Origin of the sequence: Streptomyces sp. NPDC020898 (assembly GCF_044333925.1) — a bacterium.
Lineage (GTDB): Bacteria > Actinomycetota > Actinomycetes > Streptomycetales > Streptomycetaceae > Streptomyces.
Genome location: NZ_JBIRRV010000013.1, coordinates 228,205 through 247,634, shown reverse-complemented (window position 1 = coordinate 247,634; position 19,430 = coordinate 228,205). Strand labels below are relative to the sequence as shown.

Sequence of the window (19,430 nt, the reverse complement as noted above, 5' to 3'; positions counted from 1 at the left end):
CCTTCAGTCGTCGGGTGGTACGCCCATCGTCAACGATCACGAGCCGTGGTGCATTCCTGATCGCAAACCTTGTGGGCCTGCCCACAGATTGGCCGGAAACGTACTCGGTCTCTAGGCCTGGTACAGAGCCTCGACCTCCTTCGCGTACGCGTTCTCGATCGCCTTGCGTTTCAGTTTCAGGGACGGGGTCAGCAGGCCGTGTTCCTCGGTGAAGGGCTGGGCCAGGATACGGAACGTGCGGATCGACTCGGCCTTGGAGACAAGGGTGTTCGCGGCGACCACCGCGCGGCGCACCTCCTTCTCCAGGTCCGGGTCGCGGACCAGTTCCGTCGGGGTCAGCTGGGGTTTGTCTCGCATCGTGAGCCAGTGCTCGACCGCTTCGAGGTCCAGGGTGACGAGCGCCGCGATGTACGGGCGGTCGTTGCCGACCAGGATGCACTGGGCGACCAGAGGGTGGTCCCGGACACGTTCCTCCAGGTTCCCGGGGGCGACGCTCTTGCCGCCCGACGTCACCAGGATCTCCTTCTTGCGGCCGGTGATCGTGAGGAAGCCGTCCTCGTCGAGGGAGCCCAGGTCGCCGGTGGCCAGCCAGCCGTCGTGCAGGGTCGCGTCCGTCGCCTTCTGGTTGTTCAGATAGCCCTGGAAGACGTTGTCGCCCCGCAGCCAGATCTCACCGTCCTCCGCGATGTGCACGGTCGTTCCCGGGATGGCCTGGCCGACCGTGCCGTACCGGGTGCGCTCGGGCGGGTTCGCGGTGGCCGCCGCCGTCGTCTCCGTGAGGCCGTACCCCTCGTAGATGTGGACGCCCGCGCCCGCGAAGAACAGGCCGAGCCGCCGGTCCATCCCCGAACCGCCCGTCATGGCGTGCCGCACCCGCCCGCCCATCGCGGCCCGGATCTTGGAGTACACGAGCTTCTCGAAGAGCTGGTGCTGCATCCGCAGGCCCGCCGAGGGGCCGGACCCCATGTCCCAGGCCTTCTCCTCCACGGCCTCCGCGTAGCGCACCGCGACCTCGACGGCCTTCTCGAACGGGCCGGCCCTGCCCTCCCGTTCGGCCTTGCGGCGGGCCGCGTTGAAGACCTTCTCGAAGATGTACGGCACCCCGAGGAAGAACGTCGGCCTGAACGCGGCGAGGTCCGGGAGCAGGGCCGCCGCGTTGAGCTGCGGCTGATGGGCGAAACGGACCCCGCCGCGGATCGCGGCCACCTGGACCATCCGGCCGAAGACATGGGCGAGGGGGAGGAAGAGGAGGGTCGCCGCCTCGTCGCCCTTCTTGGAGTGGAACACCGGCTCCCAGCGCCCGATCATGGTGTCCGCCTCGAACATGAAGTTGGCGTGGGTGATGACACAGCCCTTGGGGCGGCCCGTCGTTCCGGAGGTGTAGATGATCGTTGCCGTCGACTCGGGCGTCACCGCGAGGCGGTGCCGGTGCACCACCTCGTCGTCGAGGTGCGCACCCGCCTCGTACAGCTCCTGCACGGCCCCCACGTCGAGCTGCCACAGCTGCTTCAGCCGGGGCAGCCGGTCGATGACCGTGGCGATGGTCATCGCGTGGTCCTCGTGCTCCACCATCGCCGCCGTCACCTCGGCGTCGTACAGCATCCAGAAGACCTGCTCGGCCGAGGACGTCGGATACAGCGGCACCACCTGCGCGCCGATCGTCCACAGCGCGTAGTCGAAGAGCGTCCACTCGTAGCGCGTACGGGACATGATCGCGACCCGGTCCCCGAAGCGGATGCCCTGCGCGAGCAGGCCCTTGGCGAGGGCGAGGACCTCGTCACGGAACTCGCTCGCGGTCACGTCCCGCCACTCGCCGGTCTCGTCCTTGCGGCCGAGCGCGACACGGAGGGGGTCCTCCTGGGCATGCTCGTAGACCACGTCGGCCAGTCCGCCCACGGGCGGTGCCAACGCCAGCGGAGGGTTGGTGAATTCGCGCAAACCCGCTCCTAGTGACGCTCAGCACAAGCGCGTGAAAGCTACCCCACGCCATCGCACCGCGGGAGGGGGTCCGAAGGCGGACCGTGTTCGGCATCGGCGTCGGAAGCGGGCGGAAAATGCGGCTACATGGGTAGGGTTCGGACAGAATTTCTTACGGTGGAGAGGCTTTCGGACCCGTGATCTGCACGGAATCTGAACGACCCGATCACGGCCCGTGCCAGGCCTCTTGGGGCTGTCTTTAAGGTCGGGGAAGACCCCGGAGCGACCCGTTCGCCCTCTCTGTCTGCGTCCTGGGCGTCGCTTTCGTCACACCCCTACCCGCCAGGATCGCCGCTAACGCCGGTGCAGCCGGTCCCCACCCGCCAGGATCGCCGCCGCCAGCGCGTCCGCCGCGCTCTGGGCCGACGTACGACGATGGCCGTGCACCAGGACGAAGTCGACCCGGCCCAGCTCCGGCAGCCCCGCGCGATCGGATACGCGGACCAGGCCGGGCGGGATCAGTCCGCGCGAGTGAGCCATCACACCGAGGCCCGCCCTGGCCGCCGCGATCAGTCCGTTGAGGCTGCCGCTGGTGCAGGCGACGCGCCAGGCCCGGCCCTGGCGTTCCAGGGCCTCCATGGCGAGGGCACGGGTGATGCCCGGCGGCGGGTACACGATCAGCGGCACAGGGCGGTCGGGGTCCAGACGGAGCCGTTCCGCGCCGATCCACACCAGTTCGTCGTGCCAGACCGGCTCGCCGCGCGGATCCTCGGGGCGCCGCTTGGCCAGCACCAGGTCCAGTTTCCCGGCGGCGAGCTGCTCGTGCAGGGTGCCCGACAGCTCCACCGTCAGCTCCAGATCGACCTCCGGATGGTCGCTTCGGAAGCCCTCCAGGATCTCCGGCAGCCGGGTCAGCACGAAGTCCTCCGACGCGCCGAAGCGCAGCCGGCCGCGCAGCCGCGTGCCCGTGAAGAACGCCGTCGCCTGCTCGTGCACCTCCAGGATGCGGCGGGCGAAACCGAGCATCGCCTCGCCGTCCTCGGTCAGTTCCACGGAGTGGGTGTCCCGCGCGAACAGCTGCCGTCCGGTCGCGTCCTCCAGACGCCGCACATGCTGGCTGACCGTCGACTGGCGCAGCCCGAGCCGCCGGGCGGCCTGCGTGAAACTGAGCGTCTGGGCCACGGTCAGGAAGGTTCGCAGATGAGAAGGGTCGTACACGCGGATCACGCTACCGCGTCATCGCGAAACGTGATGACAGTCAGAGCGGTATGCAGGATTCCCGATCACGAGCCCGAGGAGGACGATGGAAAGGACACGACCGAGCCCGACCGGCTACCCCCGTACCAGAGCAGTGGAGCACCGTGAAACGCCTGCAGTGGCCGAGCTGGATGCCGATCGACCCCTACATCCTGCTGTTGCTCGGGACGGTGGGACTCGCGGCGCTCCTCCCGGCCCGCGGGAGCGGCGCCGACGTCGCCTCGGGCGCCTCCACGGCCGCCATCGCCTTCCTCTTCTTCCTCTACGGCGCCCGCCTCTCCACCCGCGACGCCCTGGAAGGTCTCAAGCACTGGCGGCTCCACACCACTGTCCTCGCCTGCACCTTCGTCGTCTTCCCGCTGCTCGGCCTGGCCGCCCGTGGGCTCGAACCGGTCTTCCTGAGCGACTCCCTCTACACCGGTCTGCTCTTCCTCACGCTCGTCCCGTCCACGATCCAGTCGTCGATCGCCTTCACCTCGATGGCCCGGGGCAACGTGCCCGCCGCGATCTGCGCTGGCTCCTTCTCCTCCCTCGTCGGCATCGTCGTCACCCCGCTGCTCGCGGCCACGCTGCTCGGCTCCACCGGGGGCGGCTTCTCCCTCGACTCGCTGCTGGGGATCGTGCTGCAGCTGCTGGTCCCGTTCCTCGCCGGACAGCTGCTCCGGCGCTGGATCGGTGCCTTCGTCACCCGGCACAGGAAGGTGCTCGGGCTCGTCGACCGGGGTTCGATCCTCCTCGTCGTCTACACCGCGTTCAGCGAGGGCGTGGTCGAGGGCATCTGGCACCAGGTCAGCCCCGCCCGGCTGGCCGGACTCCTGGCCGTCGAGTCCGTGCTGCTCGCGGTGATGCTGGCGCTCACCTGGTACGGCGGCAAGGCGCTCCGCTTCAACCGCGAGGACCGGATCGCGATCCAGTTCGCCGGCTCCAAGAAGTCCCTGGCGGCCGGACTGCCCATGGCGAGCGTCCTGTTCGGCGCACACGCCTCGCTGGCCGTGCTGCCGCTGATGCTCTTCCACCAGATGCAGCTGATGGTGTGCGCGGTGATCGCCAAGCGCCGCTCCCACGACCCGCTGACCGAGTCCGAGGTCGCCTCGGGGATCACCGGGCAGGACCTGTCCCGCATCACGGCCGGTACGGCGACACCTTCCGGCTGAGCCGCGGACCGTGGAGGCCGGTGGGCGCTCGCGCCCCCGTAAGGGGCGCGGGGCTGTATCGAACTGCGGCTCCGCCGCGATGGGGGTCCCCCCCCGGTCGAGCGAAGTCGAGAGTGGGGGAGCGACCAGCCCCCACCGGCCCGCGGCAGAGAACCGCATGTCCGGCGACCGCCTAACGGCGGGCGGTCACCTCGTCCATGGGCAGCCACAGCACTGTGCTGCTCGTGGCGGTGGCCGGATCCGCGGACGCCGTCATGGACGCCGTGGACAGTTCCGAGGTGCCCAACGCCCGGTCCCAGACCCGCACATCGTCGATCGCGCCGGTGAAGTGCTGGAGGCTGTCCACCCGTTGGCCGATGTGCACCCCGAACGCCGAGGTGCGGCTGACCGATCCGGTCACGTCCGCCACGCTGACCGCCGTACCGTCGACGAACAGGGTGAACTGTCCGCCGCCGCGGCGCAGTGCCACGTAGTGCCACTGGCCGTCGTTGTAGGTGCCGACGGAGATCGCGGACGCCGTCCTGACGGCCGACGCTCCGTCGCGGGCGGTCATCACGGCCCGGACGCGGTTGCTCGCGGGCTCGGCGCGCAGCCAGACCTGTGGCTGGGTGGAGCCGACCCCGCCCATCCACAGCAGCGGCCGGTCACCGGTCGTCGCCGTGGAGCGGAACCAGAGGGACACGGTGAAGTCCTTGGTGCCGAGCGGCAACCGGTCGCTGTACGGCAGGCGTACGGCGTCGTCCACGCCGTCGAACTCCAGCGCCCCGCCGCCGAACACCCCGGTGGTCTTCCGGGCGCCGCCGAGGACGGCGGCCGGCCGGGCGCGCGGGGCCAGGTCGCGGGTGGTCGGATCGGGGCCCCGGGGCGGTGTCAGCCAGTCCTCGCTGAAGCGGGCGAAGCGGATCTCGTCGCGGGCGTCGACGGTGCCGCCCTCGTACGTCAGGCCCACCGTCGCGCTGTCGATCTTCACCAGGTCGGAGTAGCCCGACCAGTCCCGGGAGACGACCGTGCCCCGGTCCACGCTGTCCCAGGTGCGCCCGCCGTCGTACGAGGAGCGGATCATCATCGTCCGGCGCCGGTCGGGATCGGCCGGGCAGGCCAGCAGGAGGCGGGCGCCGAAGTCCACGGTGGAGCACTGGACCTGGGGTGCGTAGAGGCCGGGGAGGGCGCGGAACGGGGTGAGGAAGCTGCTGCCGCCGTCCGCGCTGAACGCCTGGGTGCGGTGCCCGAGGTCGGTGCCGTCCTGTTCGCGCCCGCTGACCAGGATCACTCCGTCCGGGCGCTCGGCGAGCGTCACCTCGGAGGGTTTCTGTCGGAAGGTGCCGTCCGCCGCGACCGGCCAGGTGTCGGTGGCGCCGACCTTCCAGTGGTCGCCGCCGTCGTCGCTGATGATCAGCGCGGCGTGGTTGGCGCTGATCCGGCTGCCGTCCCACGACTCGGCGTTGACGCCGAAGACGAGCCGGCCCGTGTGCTCTCCCCGGGTGAGCTGGATGCCGTGCACGGGGCCCGTCGCGTACCAGGAGTCCCACTCGGGGGGCATGATCTCGGCGCTCAGGTCGCGTGGCGCGGACCAGGTCAGCCCGTCGTCATCGCTGTACTGCAGATGGGGGGTGCGGTCGCAGGGGACGGGGCAGTTGCCGCCGCCCCGGCCCGTGTTCCAGGTCGACGGGAGGAGGATGCGGCCGGTCTCGCGGTCCACGACGGGCGCCGGGTTGCCGTGCGTGTCGGTGCCGCCGTCGTTGACGACCCGGAGCGGGCTCCAGGTGCGTCCGTCGTCGGTCGACCGCTTGACGACGATGTCGATGTTGCCGGCGTCCCCGCAGTTGTCGACCCGCCCCTCGGCGAAGGCCAGCAGCGTGCCCTTGAGCGTCCGGACGACGGCGGGGATCCGGTAGCAGGCATAGCCGGGGTCCTGGGAGGCCCGGAAGAGCACCTGCTGCTCGAACACGGCCGTCGGGGTGGCCTGTTCGGCGCCCGCGGGGGTCGGCAGCGCGAACAGCAGAGCGGCCGTGGCGAGCACGGCCGTGAGGGTTGATCTGAGACGTGCGCGAAGACTTGACGGCATGTGCGGCCCTGCCCTTCAACGTCTGGACTTCATACGTCGGGACTTCATACGTCGGGACTGGAGGGTTCTGGACTGGAGGGTTCTGGACTTCAGAGGTCTGGACATCTGAACGATCGGGCATCCGAACATCTGGACATCCCACGTCCAACAGGCGCGCATCAGACGGTAGTTGGAGGCTCAGCCGCCCCACAAGAACCGTGTGCCGGGGGTTCAGGCCAACCTTCCCGGGCAGGCCCGCGACCGGATTCCCCCTGCGCCTTCGGCCGTCAGCGGGCTATTCGTCCCGTGGGGGAGGTCATGGCCTCATGGAGCGTCGCGACGGCGGCGTGTCCGTGGCCGAAACCGGTCCCGGTGACCAGGGCGCACGCCCGGAAACCTGCGACTCCGTCGCCCGGAACACGGCACCTCCGCACACGTACCTCCAGTAAACCGTTGGGAGTCCCAACGATAAACGTATAACCGTTGGGAGGTCCAATGATTATTGGTTAGTCTTTTCTTATGTCTGCCGAACTTCGTTCGATACGCGTCCTCCCCAGCTGGATCCTGGGGAGGGCGGCCGACCGGGCGCGCACGCTGGTCGCCGCCGCCCTGGCCGGGGAGGGACTGAGGATGTGGCATCACGTGGTGCTCTCCGCCGTAGCGGAGCTGGGCCCGGTCGCGCAGGCCGAACTGGTGCGCGGGGTGGGGCTCGACGCCAAGGACATGGTCGGCGTGCTCAACGACCTCCAGGCCGCCGGACTGGTCGTACGCGCACCCGATCCGCACGACCGGCGCAAGAACGCGGTGACGGTCACGGCCCAGGGGCGGCGGCTGCTCGCCCGCTGCGAGCGGGCCGCGCGGAAGGCCAACGACGAGCTGCTGGCGCCGCTCACGGCTCCGGAACGCGAGCTGTTGACGGGCCTGCTCACACGGGTCTCCGGCACCGAATAACGGGCCTGAGACCGGCCGGACACCAGGCGGCGGCCGGTCGGAGCCGCCGGTCGTCAGCCCTGGGTGGCCGCGGCCCGCAGGGCGATACGGTCCTCGCCCGCGTACACGTTCATGTTGGCGCCCCGCAGGAAGCCCACCAGCGTCAGCCCCGACTCGGCCGCCAGGTCGACGGCGAGCGACGAGGGCGCCGAGACCGCCGCCAGCACCGGAATCCCGGCCATGACCGCCTTCTGCGCCAGCTCGAACGAAGCGCGGCCGGAGACCAGCAGGATCGTGCGGGACAGGGGCAGGTCGCCGTTCTGGAGCGCTCGCCCGACCAATTTGTCGACGGCGTTGTGCCGGCCGACGTCCTCCCGGATGTCCAGCAGCTCGCCCTCCTCCGTGAACAGGGCCGCCGCGTGCAGACCCCCGGTCCGGTCGAACACCCGTTGGGATGCGCGGAGCCGGTCGGGGAGGCTCGCGAGCAGTTCGGGTGCCAGCCGGACCGGGGGAGCGTCGGCGCCGTCGTCGATGGCCCAGCGGGCCGTCGTCCGCACGGCGTCCAGACTCGCCTTGCCGCACAGACCGCACGAGGACGTCGTGTACACGTTCCGCTCCAGCGTGATGTCCGGCAGCACCACGTCCGGAGCGGTGCTCACATCCACCACGTTGTACGTGTTCGAGCCTCCCCCATTCTCGGCTCCGCTCGAACGGGAGGTGCCCCCACCCGTGGCGCCCGCGCAGTACACGATGTTCCGCAGTTCGCGCTGCTCGGCGAGCACTCCCTCGCTCACCAGGAAGCCCACCGCCAGCGCGAAGTCGTCGCCGGGGGTCCGCATGGTGATGGCGATCGGCTTGCCGTTCAGCCGGATCTCCATGGGTTCCTCGGCGACGAGCGTGTCCGGCCGGGTGGAGACCGCCCCGTCGCGGATCCGGATCACCTTGCGTCGTTCGGTGACTCGTCCCATGTTCTGATCAGCCCCGGTTCTGTACATGCTGGTAGGTGACCTTCGCGATCCATTGTCCTGCACGTGCGCAGTGGGACCGCGGCCCACCGGGCTCTGCGGCCTGGAGGGATCGGGTTGACGACATATTGTCTACAGTATGGAGGTTGGGTCGGCAAGGGACGCGGCACAGGTCGGACGAAGGGCCGCGGGGCTCAGGAGTGGCCGCCGGTGGCCGGGAAGAAGCGCCTCGTGTGCCCCGGGACGCGGCCGGGATGCCGTTCGTCCGATCCGAACGACCGTTCGCCGCACCCCGAATACCGTTCACCGCATACGGTCGGCGAGTTCGACCGGCCGCCTTCCCAACCGGGCGGCCGGTTCCTATCGTCCGGGATCATGAGTCCCCCTGTAGCGCCACCCGGCTGGAGCCGGTGGCTCGTTCCCCCGGCCGCCCTCTCGGTCCACCTCTCCATCGGCCAGGCCTACGCCTGGAGCGTCTTCAAGCCGCCCCTGGAGTCCGCCCTCGGACTCAGTGGCACGCAGAGCGCGCTGCCCTTCCAGCTCGGCATCGTCATGCTCGGCCTGTCCGCCGCATTCGGCGGCACCCTCGTCGAGCGCAACGGTCCGCGCTGGGCCATGACCGTCGCCCTGGTCTGCTTCTCCTCCGGCTTCCTGATCGCCTCGCTCGGCGCCGCCACCGAGCAGTACTGGCTGATCGTCTTCGGCTACGGCTTCGTCGGCGGCATAGGCCTCGGCATCGGCTACATCTCGCCTGTCTCGACCCTGATCAAGTGGTTCCCGGACCGGCCCGGCATGGCCACCGGCATCGCGATCATGGGCTTCGGCGGCGGCGCGCTCATCGCCTCGCCCTGGTCGGCGCAGATGCTGGAGTCGTTCGGCTCCGACAGCTCCGGGATCGCGCTCGCCTTCCTCGTGCACGGACTGTCGTACGCCGTGTTCATGTTGCTCGGGGTGCTCCTGGTGCGGGTACCGCGCGTTGAGAAACCCGCCGGTGGCGAGGTGGGCGCGGCGATCGGGCCGAGTTCGCTGACGGGCGTCCAGGTCTCCGCGCGCGGTGCCGTGCGCACCCCGCAGTTCTGGTGCCTGTGGGTCATCCTCTGTATGAACGTGACCGCGGGCATCGGCATCCTGGAGAAGGCCGCGCCGATGATCAAGGACTTCTTCGCGGACAGCTCCACGCCGGTCTCGGTGTCGGCGGCGGCCGGCTTCGTCGCGCTGCTCTCGGCGGCCAACATGGCGGGCCGGATCGGCTGGTCGTCCACCTCGGACCTGATCGGCCGCAAGAACATCTACCGCGTCTATCTGGGGGTCGGCGCGCTGATGTACGCGTCGATCGCCTGGTTCGGGGACTCCTCCAAGCCGCTGTTCATCCTGTGCGCCCTGGTGATCCTCTCCTTCTACGGCGGCGGCTTCGCCACCATCCCCGCCTATCTGAAGGACCTCTTCGGGACCTACCAGGTCGGCGCGATCCACGGGCGGCTGCTCACCGCCTGGTCCACGGCCGGTGTCCTCGGTCCGCTGATCGTCAACTGGATCGCCGACCGGCAGGAGGAGGCGGGCAAGACCGGCGCGTCCCTCTACGGGATGTCGTTCTACATCATGATCGGACTGCTCGCCGTCGGCTTCGTCGCCAACGAGCTCGTCCGGCCCGTCCACCCGCGCCACCACATACCCGCGCCGAAGGAGGCAGCCGATGTCCAGCGAGAGCAGTCCGTCTGAGGGCGCCGCCGGCCCCACCGACCGCCGACCCCTGATCGCATTCGCCTGGCTGTGGGTGGGGGCACCGCTCTGCTACGGGGTCTACGAACTGGTACAGAAGGCAACACAGCTGTTCACAGGGTAGGTGTTCGGGCGTCCGAGGGTCTGATGGAAGCCGACAACCCCACCGCGTTAATCCTGTGGCATCGCGTGCCGTCGTACTGGTGAGTCACTGATCAGACTGGTGGATCCCGCTACCGAGAAGCAGCAAGGGGGACCCACCCATGAACGGCTCGCGCATCACCGGCGTCGGTCACTACCAGCCCGCCAAGGTGCTCACCAATGAGGACCTGGCGGGCCTGGTCGACACCAACGACGAGTGGATCAGAAGCCGGGTGGGCATCCGTACGCGCCACATCGCCGGTCCCGACGAGCCCGTCGACGAGCTGGCCGCGCACGCCGCCGCCAAGGCGCTCGCGGCGGCCGGCCTGGCCGCGAGTGACATCGACCTCGTCCTCGTCGCCACCTCGACCGCCGTCGACCGCTCCCCGAACATGGCCGCCCGGGTCGCGAACCGGCTCGGCATGCCCTCGCCGGCCACGATGGACCTCAACGTCGTGTGCGCCGGCTTCACCCACGCCCTGGCCACGGCCGACCACGCGGTACGGGCGGGGGGATCGGTACGGGCCCTCGTCATCGGCGCGGACAAGATGTCGGCCGTGACGGACTGGACCGACCGCACGACCTGCGTCCTCGTGGGGGACGGGGCGGGCGCGGCGGTCGTCGAAGCCTGTCCGGCGGACGCGCCGGGACCCGCCGGTATCGGGCCCGTGCTGTGGGGTTCCGTGCCCGAGATGGGGCACGCGGTACGGATCGAGGGCACCCCCTCCGTGTTCGCCCAGGAGGGGCAGAGCGTCTACCGCTGGGCCACCACCCAGCTGCCGCGCATCGCCCGCCAGGCGTGCGAGCGCGCGGGTCTGGGCCCCGAGGACCTCGCCGCCGTCGTCCTGCACCAGGCCAACCTGCGCATCATCGAACCGCTGGCCGCGAAGATCGGCGCGGTGAACGCCGTCGTGGCACGCGATGTCGTCGAGTCCGGCAACACCTCGGCCGCCAGCATCCCGCTCGCCTTCTCGAAGCTGGTCGAGCGCGGCGAGATCTCCACCGGCGACCCGGTCCTGCTGTTCGGCTTCGGCGGCAACCTCTCGTACGCCGGGCAGGTCGTCCGCTGCCCGTGAGCTGCCCACAGCCGCAGGGGCGGTACCCAGGCTCGAACGCCCCGGTCCGCTGCACGACCGGGTCTACGAGGCGCTGCTCGAACTGATCACCACCCGCGCCCTGCGTCCCGGCCGGCATCTCGTCGAGAGCGAACTCGCCGGGCACCTCGGGGTGGAGGAGGAGGCCGACCAGCTTCTCACCGTCCGCACGCTGCTGGAGCCCCTGTGCGCCGAGGGTGAGCGCGCGGTCGACGCGGACGACGTCGACGGCACGGTCACCATGAACGCCCGCTTCCACGCGAAGGTCACGGACCTCGCGGGCAACGCGGAGCTGACGGCGCAGGTCGACCGCCGGGTCCGCTGGTACTACACGCCGGTTGTCCGGCAGCGCGGACAGCAGTCCTGGATCGAGCATCGCACCCTGATCGCGGCGATCGCGGACCGCGACGAGGAGCGAGCGACGGCAGTCATGCGGGCCCACGCGGAACACACCCGCAAGGCGCACCACGAGTGCTCGCGCGACTGATCGGTCCGCTGGGCATTCCGGGCGCACTCCGATCACGTCGCCGAAGAAGCGCCGCTTCGGCACCGCACCGCCACCCCTCCGGCTTTGTCCTCTCAGTGGAAAAAGTCGGCGGTAATCTATGCGCAACTTCTTCCCAGTCCCGGCAGCCGCTGCTACGTTCCACTCGAAAGCCCGGCGAAGTGGCCGGAAACCGTGGCCGGTTGGTGCCTGACCAGACGGGAGGGGCTCGTGAGACGTATGACCGCACGACCCGCGAACGCCCATCAGGCCCGACTGCTGCGGCTGTTGCGTGACGGTGGGCCCAACTCCCGGGCCCAGCTGGGGGATCAGGTCGACCTGTCACGGTCCAAGCTGGCCGTGGAGGTGGACCGGCTCCTGGAGACGGGCCTGGTCGTGGCCGACGGACTCGCCGCCTCGCGCGGTGGCCGCCGCTCCCACAACATCCGGCTCGCCCCCGCCCTGCGCTTCCTCGGCGTCGACATCGGCGCGACCTCGATAGACGTCGCGGTCACCAACGCCGAGCTGGAGGTGCTGGGGCACGTCAACCAGCCCATGGACGTACGCGAGGGCCCGGTCGCGGTCTTCGAGCAAGTCCTCGCCATGGCAGCCAAGTTGAAGGCCTCCGGGCTCGCGGAGGGGTTCGACGGCGCCGGTATCGGCGTCCCGGGCCCGGTCCGCTTCCCCGAGGGCGTGCCGGTCGCGCCGCCGATCATGCCCGGCTGGGACGGCTTCCCCGTACGGGAGGCACTCAGCCAGGATCTGGGCTGCCCGGTGATGGTCGACAACGACGTGAACCTGATGGCGTTGGGGGAGCAGCACGCGGGCGTCGCCCGTTCCGTGGGCGACTTCCTCTGCGTCAAGATCGGCACCGGTATCGGCTGCGGCATCGTCGTCGGCGGTGAGGTCCACCGCGGAGTGACGGGCAGTGCGGGCGACATCGGGCACATCCAGGCGGTGCCCGACGGCCGCCCGTGCGCCTGCGGCAACCGGGGCTGCCTGGAAGCCCACTTCAGCGGCGCCGCTCTCGCCCGCGACGCCAAAGAGGCGGCACAGCAGGGACTTTCGGCGGAACTCGCGGTCCGGCTGGAGGCGAACGGCACCCTGAGCGCCGTCGACGTCGCCGCCGCCGCTGCCGCCGGGGACGCCACCTCGCTCGACCTGATCCGCGAGGGCGGCAACCGTACCGGCCAGGTCATCGCCGGCCTGGTCAGCTTCTTCAACCCGGGCCTGGTGGTGATCGGCGGCGGGGTGACCGGCCTCGGCCACACCCTGCTCGCCGCGATCAGAACCCAGGTCTACCGTCAGTCGCTGCCACTGGCGACCGGCAACCTGCCCATCGTGCTGGGGGAGTTGGGCCCCACCGCCGGAGTCATCGGCGCGGCCCGGCTCATCAGCGACCACCTGTTCTCACCCGCGTAACCCGGATAACCCGCGTAAACCGGGTAAATCGACTCCGTACCTCCGTCACCCCCAACCGCGCCACCAGCACGGCGCCTGCTCTGCCCTGCTCAAAACGCCTGCCCAGCAAGCGATTTTGCCCTGCAACCGGCCCGCACGCCCGCCAAGGGGAACCGTCATGGCACCAGAACCACCGCTGCTCAACATGTCCGGCATCACCAAGTCGTTCCCCGGCGTCCGGGCCCTCGACGGCGTCGACCTCGACGTCCAGGCCGGTGAAGTGCACTGCCTGCTCGGCCAGAACGGCGCCGGGAAGTCCACGCTCATCAAGGTCCTGGCCGGCGCCCACCAGCCCGACGACGGAACCATCAACTGGCGCGGCGAGCCGGTCACCCTGCGCTCGCCCATCGCCGCCATGCGTCTTGGCATCGCCACCATCTACCAGGAACTCGACCTGGTGGAGGGCCTGTCGGTGGCCGAGAACGTTCACCTCGGCCATGAACCCACGGCCGCCGGATTCGTCGTACGGGGAAAGGCCGCGAAGGCTTCGACCACCGTACTGCTGAAGCGACTCGGGCATCCGGAGATCGATCCCGGGCGCCTGGTCGGGGAGTTGTCCGCGGCCCAGCAGCAGATCGTGTCGATGGCACGGGCGCTCTCCCACGACGTACGTCTGATCGTCATGGACGAACCGTCCGCCGCACTCGACCCGGAGGAGGTCGACAACCTCTTCCGGATCGTCTCGGACCTGACCGCCGACGGAGTCGCCGTCGTCTACATCTCGCACCGCCTGGAGGAGATCCGCCGCATCGGCGACCGCGTGACCGTCCTCAAGGACGGCCGGGCGGTGGCGGGCGGGCTACCCGCGAAGTCCACGCCGACCCGCGACGTGGTCGCCCTGATGACGGGACGGAACGTCGAGTACGTCTTCCCCGAGAGCCCGTCGGCACCGCAGGACGCGGGTGCCGCACCGGTCCTCGAAGTCCAAGGACTGTCAAGGGAGGGCGAGTTCGCGCCCGTCGACCTCATCGTGCGACCCGGCGAGATAGTCGGACTGGCCGGTCTGGTCGGGTCGGGCAGGTCCGAGATCCTGGAGACGATCTACGGCGCTCGCAAGCCTACCGCCGGTCAAGTACGGGTCGACGGAAAGGTGTTGAGGCCCGGCAGCGTACGGGCCGCGGTCCGCGCCGGACTCGGGCTCGCCCCCGAGGAACGCAAGGCGCAGGCCCTGCTGATGCTGGAGTCCGTCACCCGCAATGTGTCGGTCTCCACCATGTCCCGCTTCGCACACGGCGGTTGGATCGACCGGGGCGCCGAACTGCGCGCCGCCCGGGCCGCCACCCGGGAACTGTCATTGCGCCCCGACAACCCCTCCGTACCCGTCCGCACCCTCTCCGGCGGCAACCAGCAGAAGGCCGTCCTGGCCCGCTGGCTGCTGCGCGGCTGCCGCGTCCTGCTGCTCGACGAGCCGACCCGGGGCGTCGACGTCGGCGCCCGCGCCGAGTTGTACGCGGTGATCCGCCGCCTCGCCGACGAGGGCCTCGCCGTGCTGCTGGTCTCCAGCGAAGTACCCGAGGTGCTCGGCCTCGCCGACCGCGTCCTCGTACTGCGCGAGGGCCGCGTCGTCCACACGGCGCCCGCCCGGGAACTCGACGAACACCGTGTGCTCGACCTCGTGATGGAAGGAGCCCCTGTGGCCAGTGCAAGCTCAGCGGCCGGTAGCTCTGCGGCCGACGAAAGGGGCCCGGCGTCATGACTCAGCCCGTCTCCCCGCCGCGCGACAGCACCGACAAGGTGCCGTTGACCGGCCAACCCCCGGCCTGGCGAGGCATGGTGGCCCGTGCCGACGTCCGCACCCTCTCCCTTCTCGGAGTGCTCGCCGTACTGATCCTCATCGGCGGCATCACCAAGCCCGACGAGTTCCTCGACACCCGCAACCTCCAACTCGTCCTCACCCAGGCCTCGGTGATCGGTGTCGTCACCGTCGGCATGACGTTCGTCATCATGTCGGGCGGCATCGACCTGTCGGTCGGCGCGATCGTCGCCCTCGCCTCGGTATGGGCGACCACGGTGGCCACCCAGGAGTACGGCTTCGCGGGCATCCTCTTCACCGCGGTGCTCGTCGGAGTGGCCTGCGGACTGGTCAACGGACTGCTCATCGCGTACGGCGGGATGGTCCCGTTCATCGCCACGCTCGCCATGCTGGCCTCGGCGCGCGGACTCGCCCTCCAGATCACGGACGGCGCGACGCAGATCGTCACGATCGGCAGCGTCCTCGACCTCGGCGAGCGCGACGCGTACGTTCTCGGCATCCCGCCGCTGGTGATGGTCTTCGCGGTAGTGACGATCCTCGGCTGGCTGATCCTGAACCGCACCACCTTCGGCCGCCGCACGGTCGCCGTGGGGGGCAACGCGGAGGCGGCCCGCCTGGCCGGCATCGACGTACGGCGCCAGCGTCTCTACCTCTACCTCCTGTCCGGACTGTGCTGCGGGATCGCCGCCTTCCTGCTGATCATCCTGACCGGCTCGGGCCAGAACACCAACGGCAACCTGTACGAGCTCGACGCCATCGCCGCCGCGATCATCGGCGGCACCCTGCTCAGCGGAGGTCGCGGCACCATCGTCGGCTCCGTCCTGGGCGTCCTGATCTTCATCACCATCACCAACATCTTCGCCCTGAACAACCTGCAGACCGATGTGCAGCAGATCGCCAAGGGCGCGATCATCGTCGCCGCCGTGCTCGTCCAGCGCCGTACCGCCAGCACGACCTGAGGGAAGGGTTCACCGCCATGCCAGAGCCGACGCCTTTCACGAGCCGCAGAGGGCTGCTCTTCGGGACCGCCGCCGTAGGGGCGGGAGTCCTCCTCACTGGTTGCACCAGCAACGAGTCCAACGACGAGCCCGCGTCGAACGACCAGCCGGCCGCCGCCGACACCCCCGGTAAGGCCGTCACCATCGGCTTCGCCGGACCGCAGGCCGACCACGGCTGGCTCAACGCGATCAACGACAACGCCAAGAGCCGGGCGAAGAAGTACTCCGACGTGACGCTGGAGATCACCGAGGGCTCGAACGACACCGCCGCGCAGATCGGCCAGATCGAGACGCTGATCAACAAGAAGGTCGACGTGCTGGTGATCCTGCCCGCCGACGGCAAGGCGCTCACCCAGGTCGGGCTGAAGGCGATGCGCGCCGGCATCCCGGTCGTCAACCTCGACCGGATCTTCAACACCCCGCAGGCGTACCGCTGTTGGATAGGCGGCGACAACTACGGCATGGGCCTCAACGCCGGTCACTACATCGGCGAGCAGCTCAAGGACGTGGACGGCGCCAAGGTCATCGAACTCGCCGGCCTCGACAACCTGGAACTGACCCAGCAGCGCACCAAGGGCTTCGACGACGCCCTGAAGAACTACCCGAACATCCAGAAGGTCGCCCGCCAGGCCGCCGAGTTCACCGTCGAGTCGGGCCAGGCCAAGATGGCCCAACTCCTCCAGGCCCAGTCGAAGTTCGACGCCCTGTGGAACCACGACGACGACCAGGGCGTGGGCGCGCTGCGGGCCATCGAGCAGGCCGGCCGCGACGACTTCCTGATGGTCGGCGGCGCGGGCGCCCTGTCCGCCTTCCAGGCCATCAAGCAGGACAACGGCGTCCTGAAGGCGACCGTGCTCTACCCGCCCACGATGGCCGCCTCGGCGATCGACCTGGCCCGCGCCCTGGGCCAGGCCAAGGGGGTGAGCGGCCTCTCCGAGTTCGAGATCCCGACCTCCCTGACGCTCTACTCGGCGGTCGTCGACAAGGACAACGTCGACCAGTACATGCCCACCGGCTTCAAGTAGAGGCCAACGGGGCCAGAGGTCCGGAGGGCGGCGAGGTTTCCAGGCGGGCGGTTCGGCCGCGCCCCTATAGGGGCGCGGGGAACTGCGCGACCAGCCACAACGCACCCGCGGCCGACACCGGAGCCAGTTCCCCCCACCACCACGAGGAGGACAACCGCATGGGACAGCCGCAGGCAGACGCGGCCGGCGAGGCCGACAAGCCGACGCTGGGCGTCGGCATGGTCGGATACGCGTTCATGGGCGCCGCCCACTCCCAGGGCTGGCGCACCGCGGGCCACGTCTTCGACCTGCCACGGCGCCCGGCGCTCGCCGCGATCTGCGGCCGGGACGCCGATGCCGTCCGAGCGGCAGCGAACAAGCACGGCTGGGCGGCTACCGAGACCGACTGGCGCGCGCTGATCGAACGGGACGACGTCGACCTCGTCGACATCTGCACCCCCGGCGACAGCCACGCCGAGATCGCCCTCGCCGCCCTCGCCGCGGGCAAACACGTACTGTGCGAGAAGCCCCTCGCGAACACCGTCGAGGAGGCCGTCGCCATGACAGCGGCGGCCGAACAGGCGGAGCAGCGCGGCCAGTTGGCGATGGTCGGCTTCAACTACCGTCGCCTGCCCGCCACCACGCTCGCCCGTTCCATGGTCGCCGAGGGCAGGCTCGGCAGTCTGCGGCACCTGCGGGTGACGTATCTTCAGGACTGGCTGGTGGACCCGGAGTTCCCGCTCACCTGGCGGTTGCGCAAGGAAGCGGCCGGTTCGGGCGCGCTCGGCGACCTGGGTGCGCACATCGTCGACCTCGCCCAGTATCTGGTGGGCGAGCCGCTCGCCGGGGTCTCCGCGCTCACCGAAACCTTCGTACGGGAACGGCCGTTGCCCGGCGGGCCGACCAGCGGGCTGGCCGCCGCCGCGACCGCCGGCTCCGGCCAGGTCACCGTGGACGACGCGGCCGTGTTCACCGGCCGCTTCCCCTCGGGCGCCCTCGCCTCCTTCGAGGCCACCCGGTACGCGACCGGCCGAAAGAACTCCCTGCGCATCGAACTCAACGGCGAGCGCGGCTCGTTGGCCTTCGACCTGGAGCGCCTCAACGAACTCGCCTACCACGACGGCACCGAGCCGGGCACCCACGCCGGCTTCCGCCGCATCCTCGTCACCGAGCCCGACCACCCCTACCTGGACGCCTGGTGGCCGCCGGGGCACGGCCTCGGCTACGAGCACAGCTTCGTCCACCAGGCCCGCGACCTCGTCCACGCGATCGCGGAGGGCAGTCGGCCCAGTCCCTCCTTCGCGGACGGCCTCCAGGTGCAACGCGTCCTGGCGGCGGTGGAGGAGAGCGCGGAGAAGAACTCCGTCTACACGCCCATATCGATCACACCCGTCACGCCCGTTTCGGTCTGAGGAGGTTCGACGAGAATGCCGCGCGACTTCACGCTCTTCACCGGCCAGTGGGCCGACCTGCCCCTCGAAGAGGTCTGCCGCCTCGCCCGTGACTTCGGCTACGACGGACTCGAACTCGCCTGCTGGGGCGACCACTTCGAGGTCGACAAGGCCCTCGCGGACTCCTCCTATCTGGCGGGCCGCCACCAACTCCTCGACAAGTACGGCCTCAAGTGCCGGGCGATCTCCAACCACCTGGTCGGACAGGCCGTCTGCGACGCCATCATCGACGAGCGCCACCAGGCGATCCTGCCCGCCCGCATCTGGGGCGACGGCGACGCGGAAGGCGTACGGCAGCGGGCGGCGGCCGAGATCGCCGACACCGCGCGAGCCGCCGCCGCCTTCGGCGTCGACACCGTCATCGGGTTCACCGGCTCCGCGATCTGGCACCTGGTCGCGATGTTCCCGCCCGCCCCCGAGTCGATGATCGACCGCGGCTACCAGGACTTCGCCGACCGCTGGAACCCGATCCTCGACGTCTTCGACGCCCAGGGCGTGCGGTTCGCACACGAGGTCCACCCGAGCGAGATCGCCTACGACTACTGGACAACTCAGCGTGCGCTGGAGGCGGTTGACCACCGACCCGCCTTCGGCCTGAACTTCGATCCCTCGCACTTCGTGTGGCAGGACCTCGACCCGGTCGGCTTCCTGTGGGACTTCCGCGACCGGATCTACCACGTCGACTGCAAGGAGGCCCGCAAGCGGCTCGACGGCCGCAACGGCCGCCTCGGCTCGCATCTGCCCTGGGGCGACCCGCGGCGCGGCTGGGACTTCGTGTCGGCCGGCCACGGTGACGTCCCCTGGGAGGACGTGTTCCGCATGCTGCGCTCCATCGACTACCAGGGCCCCATCTCCGTGGAGTGGGAGGACGCCGGCATGGACCGGCTCCAGGGCGCCCCCGAGGCACTGACCCGCCTCAAGGCGTACGACTTCGACCCGCCGTCGGCCTCGTTCGACGCGGCGTTCGGCAGCAACGACTGACCGCTGCTCAAGCCTCCGGGGTGACGGCGCACCCCGGCGCAAAAACACCCGCACGTACAACCAGCCCCATTCTGGAG

Annotated in this window: 15 protein-coding genes; 11 read left to right on the top strand and 4 right to left on the bottom strand. The window is 70.1% G+C overall.

All coding sequences use genetic code 11. The features are described from left to right. Window positions 1-111: 111 nt before the first annotated feature. Complete coding sequence (locus tag ACH4TV_RS34095) at window positions 112-1,938, bottom strand: AMP-dependent synthetase/ligase (protein ID WP_398405001.1); 1,827 nt, start codon at window positions 1,936-1,938, stop codon at window positions 112-114. 333 nt (window positions 1,939-2,271) lie between these two features. After that, window positions 2,272-3,135 carry a LysR substrate-binding domain-containing protein gene (locus ACH4TV_RS34090; RefSeq protein WP_398404999.1) on the bottom strand — a complete coding sequence of 288 codons (864 nt, stop codon included), beginning with the start codon at window positions 3,133-3,135 and terminating at the stop codon, window positions 2,272-2,274. Between the two features lie 143 nt (window positions 3,136-3,278). Between ACH4TV_RS34090 and ACH4TV_RS34085 the strand changes: the two genes are divergently transcribed. Further along, window positions 3,279-4,328, top strand: coding sequence for a bile acid:sodium symporter family protein (locus tag ACH4TV_RS34085; protein WP_398404997.1), 1,050 nt, complete (start codon window positions 3,279-3,281; stop codon window positions 4,326-4,328). 172 nt (window positions 4,329-4,500) lie between these two features. On the opposite strand, the gene ACH4TV_RS34080 is transcribed toward ACH4TV_RS34085, so the two are convergent. Beyond that, window positions 4,501-6,393 carry an exo-alpha-sialidase gene (locus tag ACH4TV_RS34080; protein ID WP_398404995.1) on the bottom strand — a complete coding sequence of 631 codons (1,893 nt, stop codon included), beginning with the start codon at window positions 6,391-6,393 and terminating at the stop codon, window positions 4,501-4,503. Between the two features lie 498 nt (window positions 6,394-6,891). On the opposite strand from ACH4TV_RS34080, the gene ACH4TV_RS34075 reads away from it, so the two are divergent. Beyond that, window positions 6,892-7,323, top strand: a complete 432-nt coding sequence (locus ACH4TV_RS34075) for a MarR family winged helix-turn-helix transcriptional regulator (protein ID WP_398404993.1) — start codon at window positions 6,892-6,894, stop codon at window positions 7,321-7,323. 53 nt (window positions 7,324-7,376) lie between these two features. On the opposite strand, the gene fdhD is transcribed toward ACH4TV_RS34075, so the two are convergent. Next, window positions 7,377-8,270, bottom strand: a complete 894-nt coding sequence (fdhD, locus tag ACH4TV_RS34070) for a formate dehydrogenase accessory sulfurtransferase FdhD (RefSeq protein ID WP_398404991.1) — start codon at window positions 8,268-8,270, stop codon at window positions 7,377-7,379. A gap of 372 nt (window positions 8,271-8,642) precedes the next feature. Here fdhD and ACH4TV_RS34065 point away from each other — a divergent pair, with 372 nt between their 5' ends. The 9 genes from ACH4TV_RS34065 to ACH4TV_RS34025 all read left to right on the top strand — a co-directional run bounded on the left by ACH4TV_RS34065 (window position 8,643) and on the right by ACH4TV_RS34025 (window position 19,353). Beyond that, window positions 8,643-9,986, top strand: a complete 1,344-nt coding sequence (locus tag ACH4TV_RS34065) for an OFA family MFS transporter (RefSeq protein WP_398404989.1) — start codon at window positions 8,643-8,645, stop codon at window positions 9,984-9,986. Between the two features lie 263 nt (window positions 9,987-10,249). Then, complete coding sequence (locus tag ACH4TV_RS34060) at window positions 10,250-11,203, top strand: beta-ketoacyl-ACP synthase III (RefSeq protein ID WP_398404987.1); 954 nt, start codon at window positions 10,250-10,252, stop codon at window positions 11,201-11,203. Window position 11,204: 1 nt separating this feature from the next. Then, window positions 11,205-11,708, top strand: coding sequence for a GntR family transcriptional regulator (locus ACH4TV_RS34055; RefSeq protein WP_398405163.1), 504 nt, complete (start codon window positions 11,205-11,207; stop codon window positions 11,706-11,708). A 237-nt stretch (window positions 11,709-11,945) separates the two neighbouring features. Next, entirely contained in the window at window positions 11,946-13,127 is a 1,182-nt protein-coding gene (locus ACH4TV_RS34050; RefSeq protein ID WP_398404985.1) for an ROK family protein, read from the top strand. Between the two features lie 157 nt (window positions 13,128-13,284). Continuing rightward, entirely contained in the window at window positions 13,285-14,862 is a 1,578-nt protein-coding gene (locus ACH4TV_RS34045; protein WP_398404983.1) for a sugar ABC transporter ATP-binding protein, read from the top strand. Next, window positions 14,859-15,878 carry an ABC transporter permease gene (locus ACH4TV_RS34040; protein ID WP_398404982.1) on the top strand — a complete coding sequence of 340 codons (1,020 nt, stop codon included), beginning with the start codon at window positions 14,859-14,861 and terminating at the stop codon, window positions 15,876-15,878. Before ACH4TV_RS34045 ends, ACH4TV_RS34040 begins: the two co-directional genes overlap by 4 nt. 17 nt (window positions 15,879-15,895) lie before the next feature. After that, window positions 15,896-16,942, top strand: coding sequence for a substrate-binding domain-containing protein (locus ACH4TV_RS34035; protein WP_398404980.1), 1,047 nt, complete (start codon window positions 15,896-15,898; stop codon window positions 16,940-16,942). Between the two features lie 158 nt (window positions 16,943-17,100). After that, a complete protein-coding gene (locus ACH4TV_RS34030) occupies window positions 17,101-18,333 on the top strand; it encodes a Gfo/Idh/MocA family protein (protein ID WP_398404978.1) in 1,233 nt (410 codons plus the stop codon). 15 nt (window positions 18,334-18,348) lie between these two features. Continuing rightward, window positions 18,349-19,353: a sugar phosphate isomerase/epimerase family protein gene (locus ACH4TV_RS34025; RefSeq protein ID WP_398404976.1), complete on the top strand. Its 1,005-nt coding sequence runs from the start codon at window positions 18,349-18,351 to the stop codon at window positions 19,351-19,353. Window positions 19,354-19,430 lie beyond the last annotated feature (77 nt).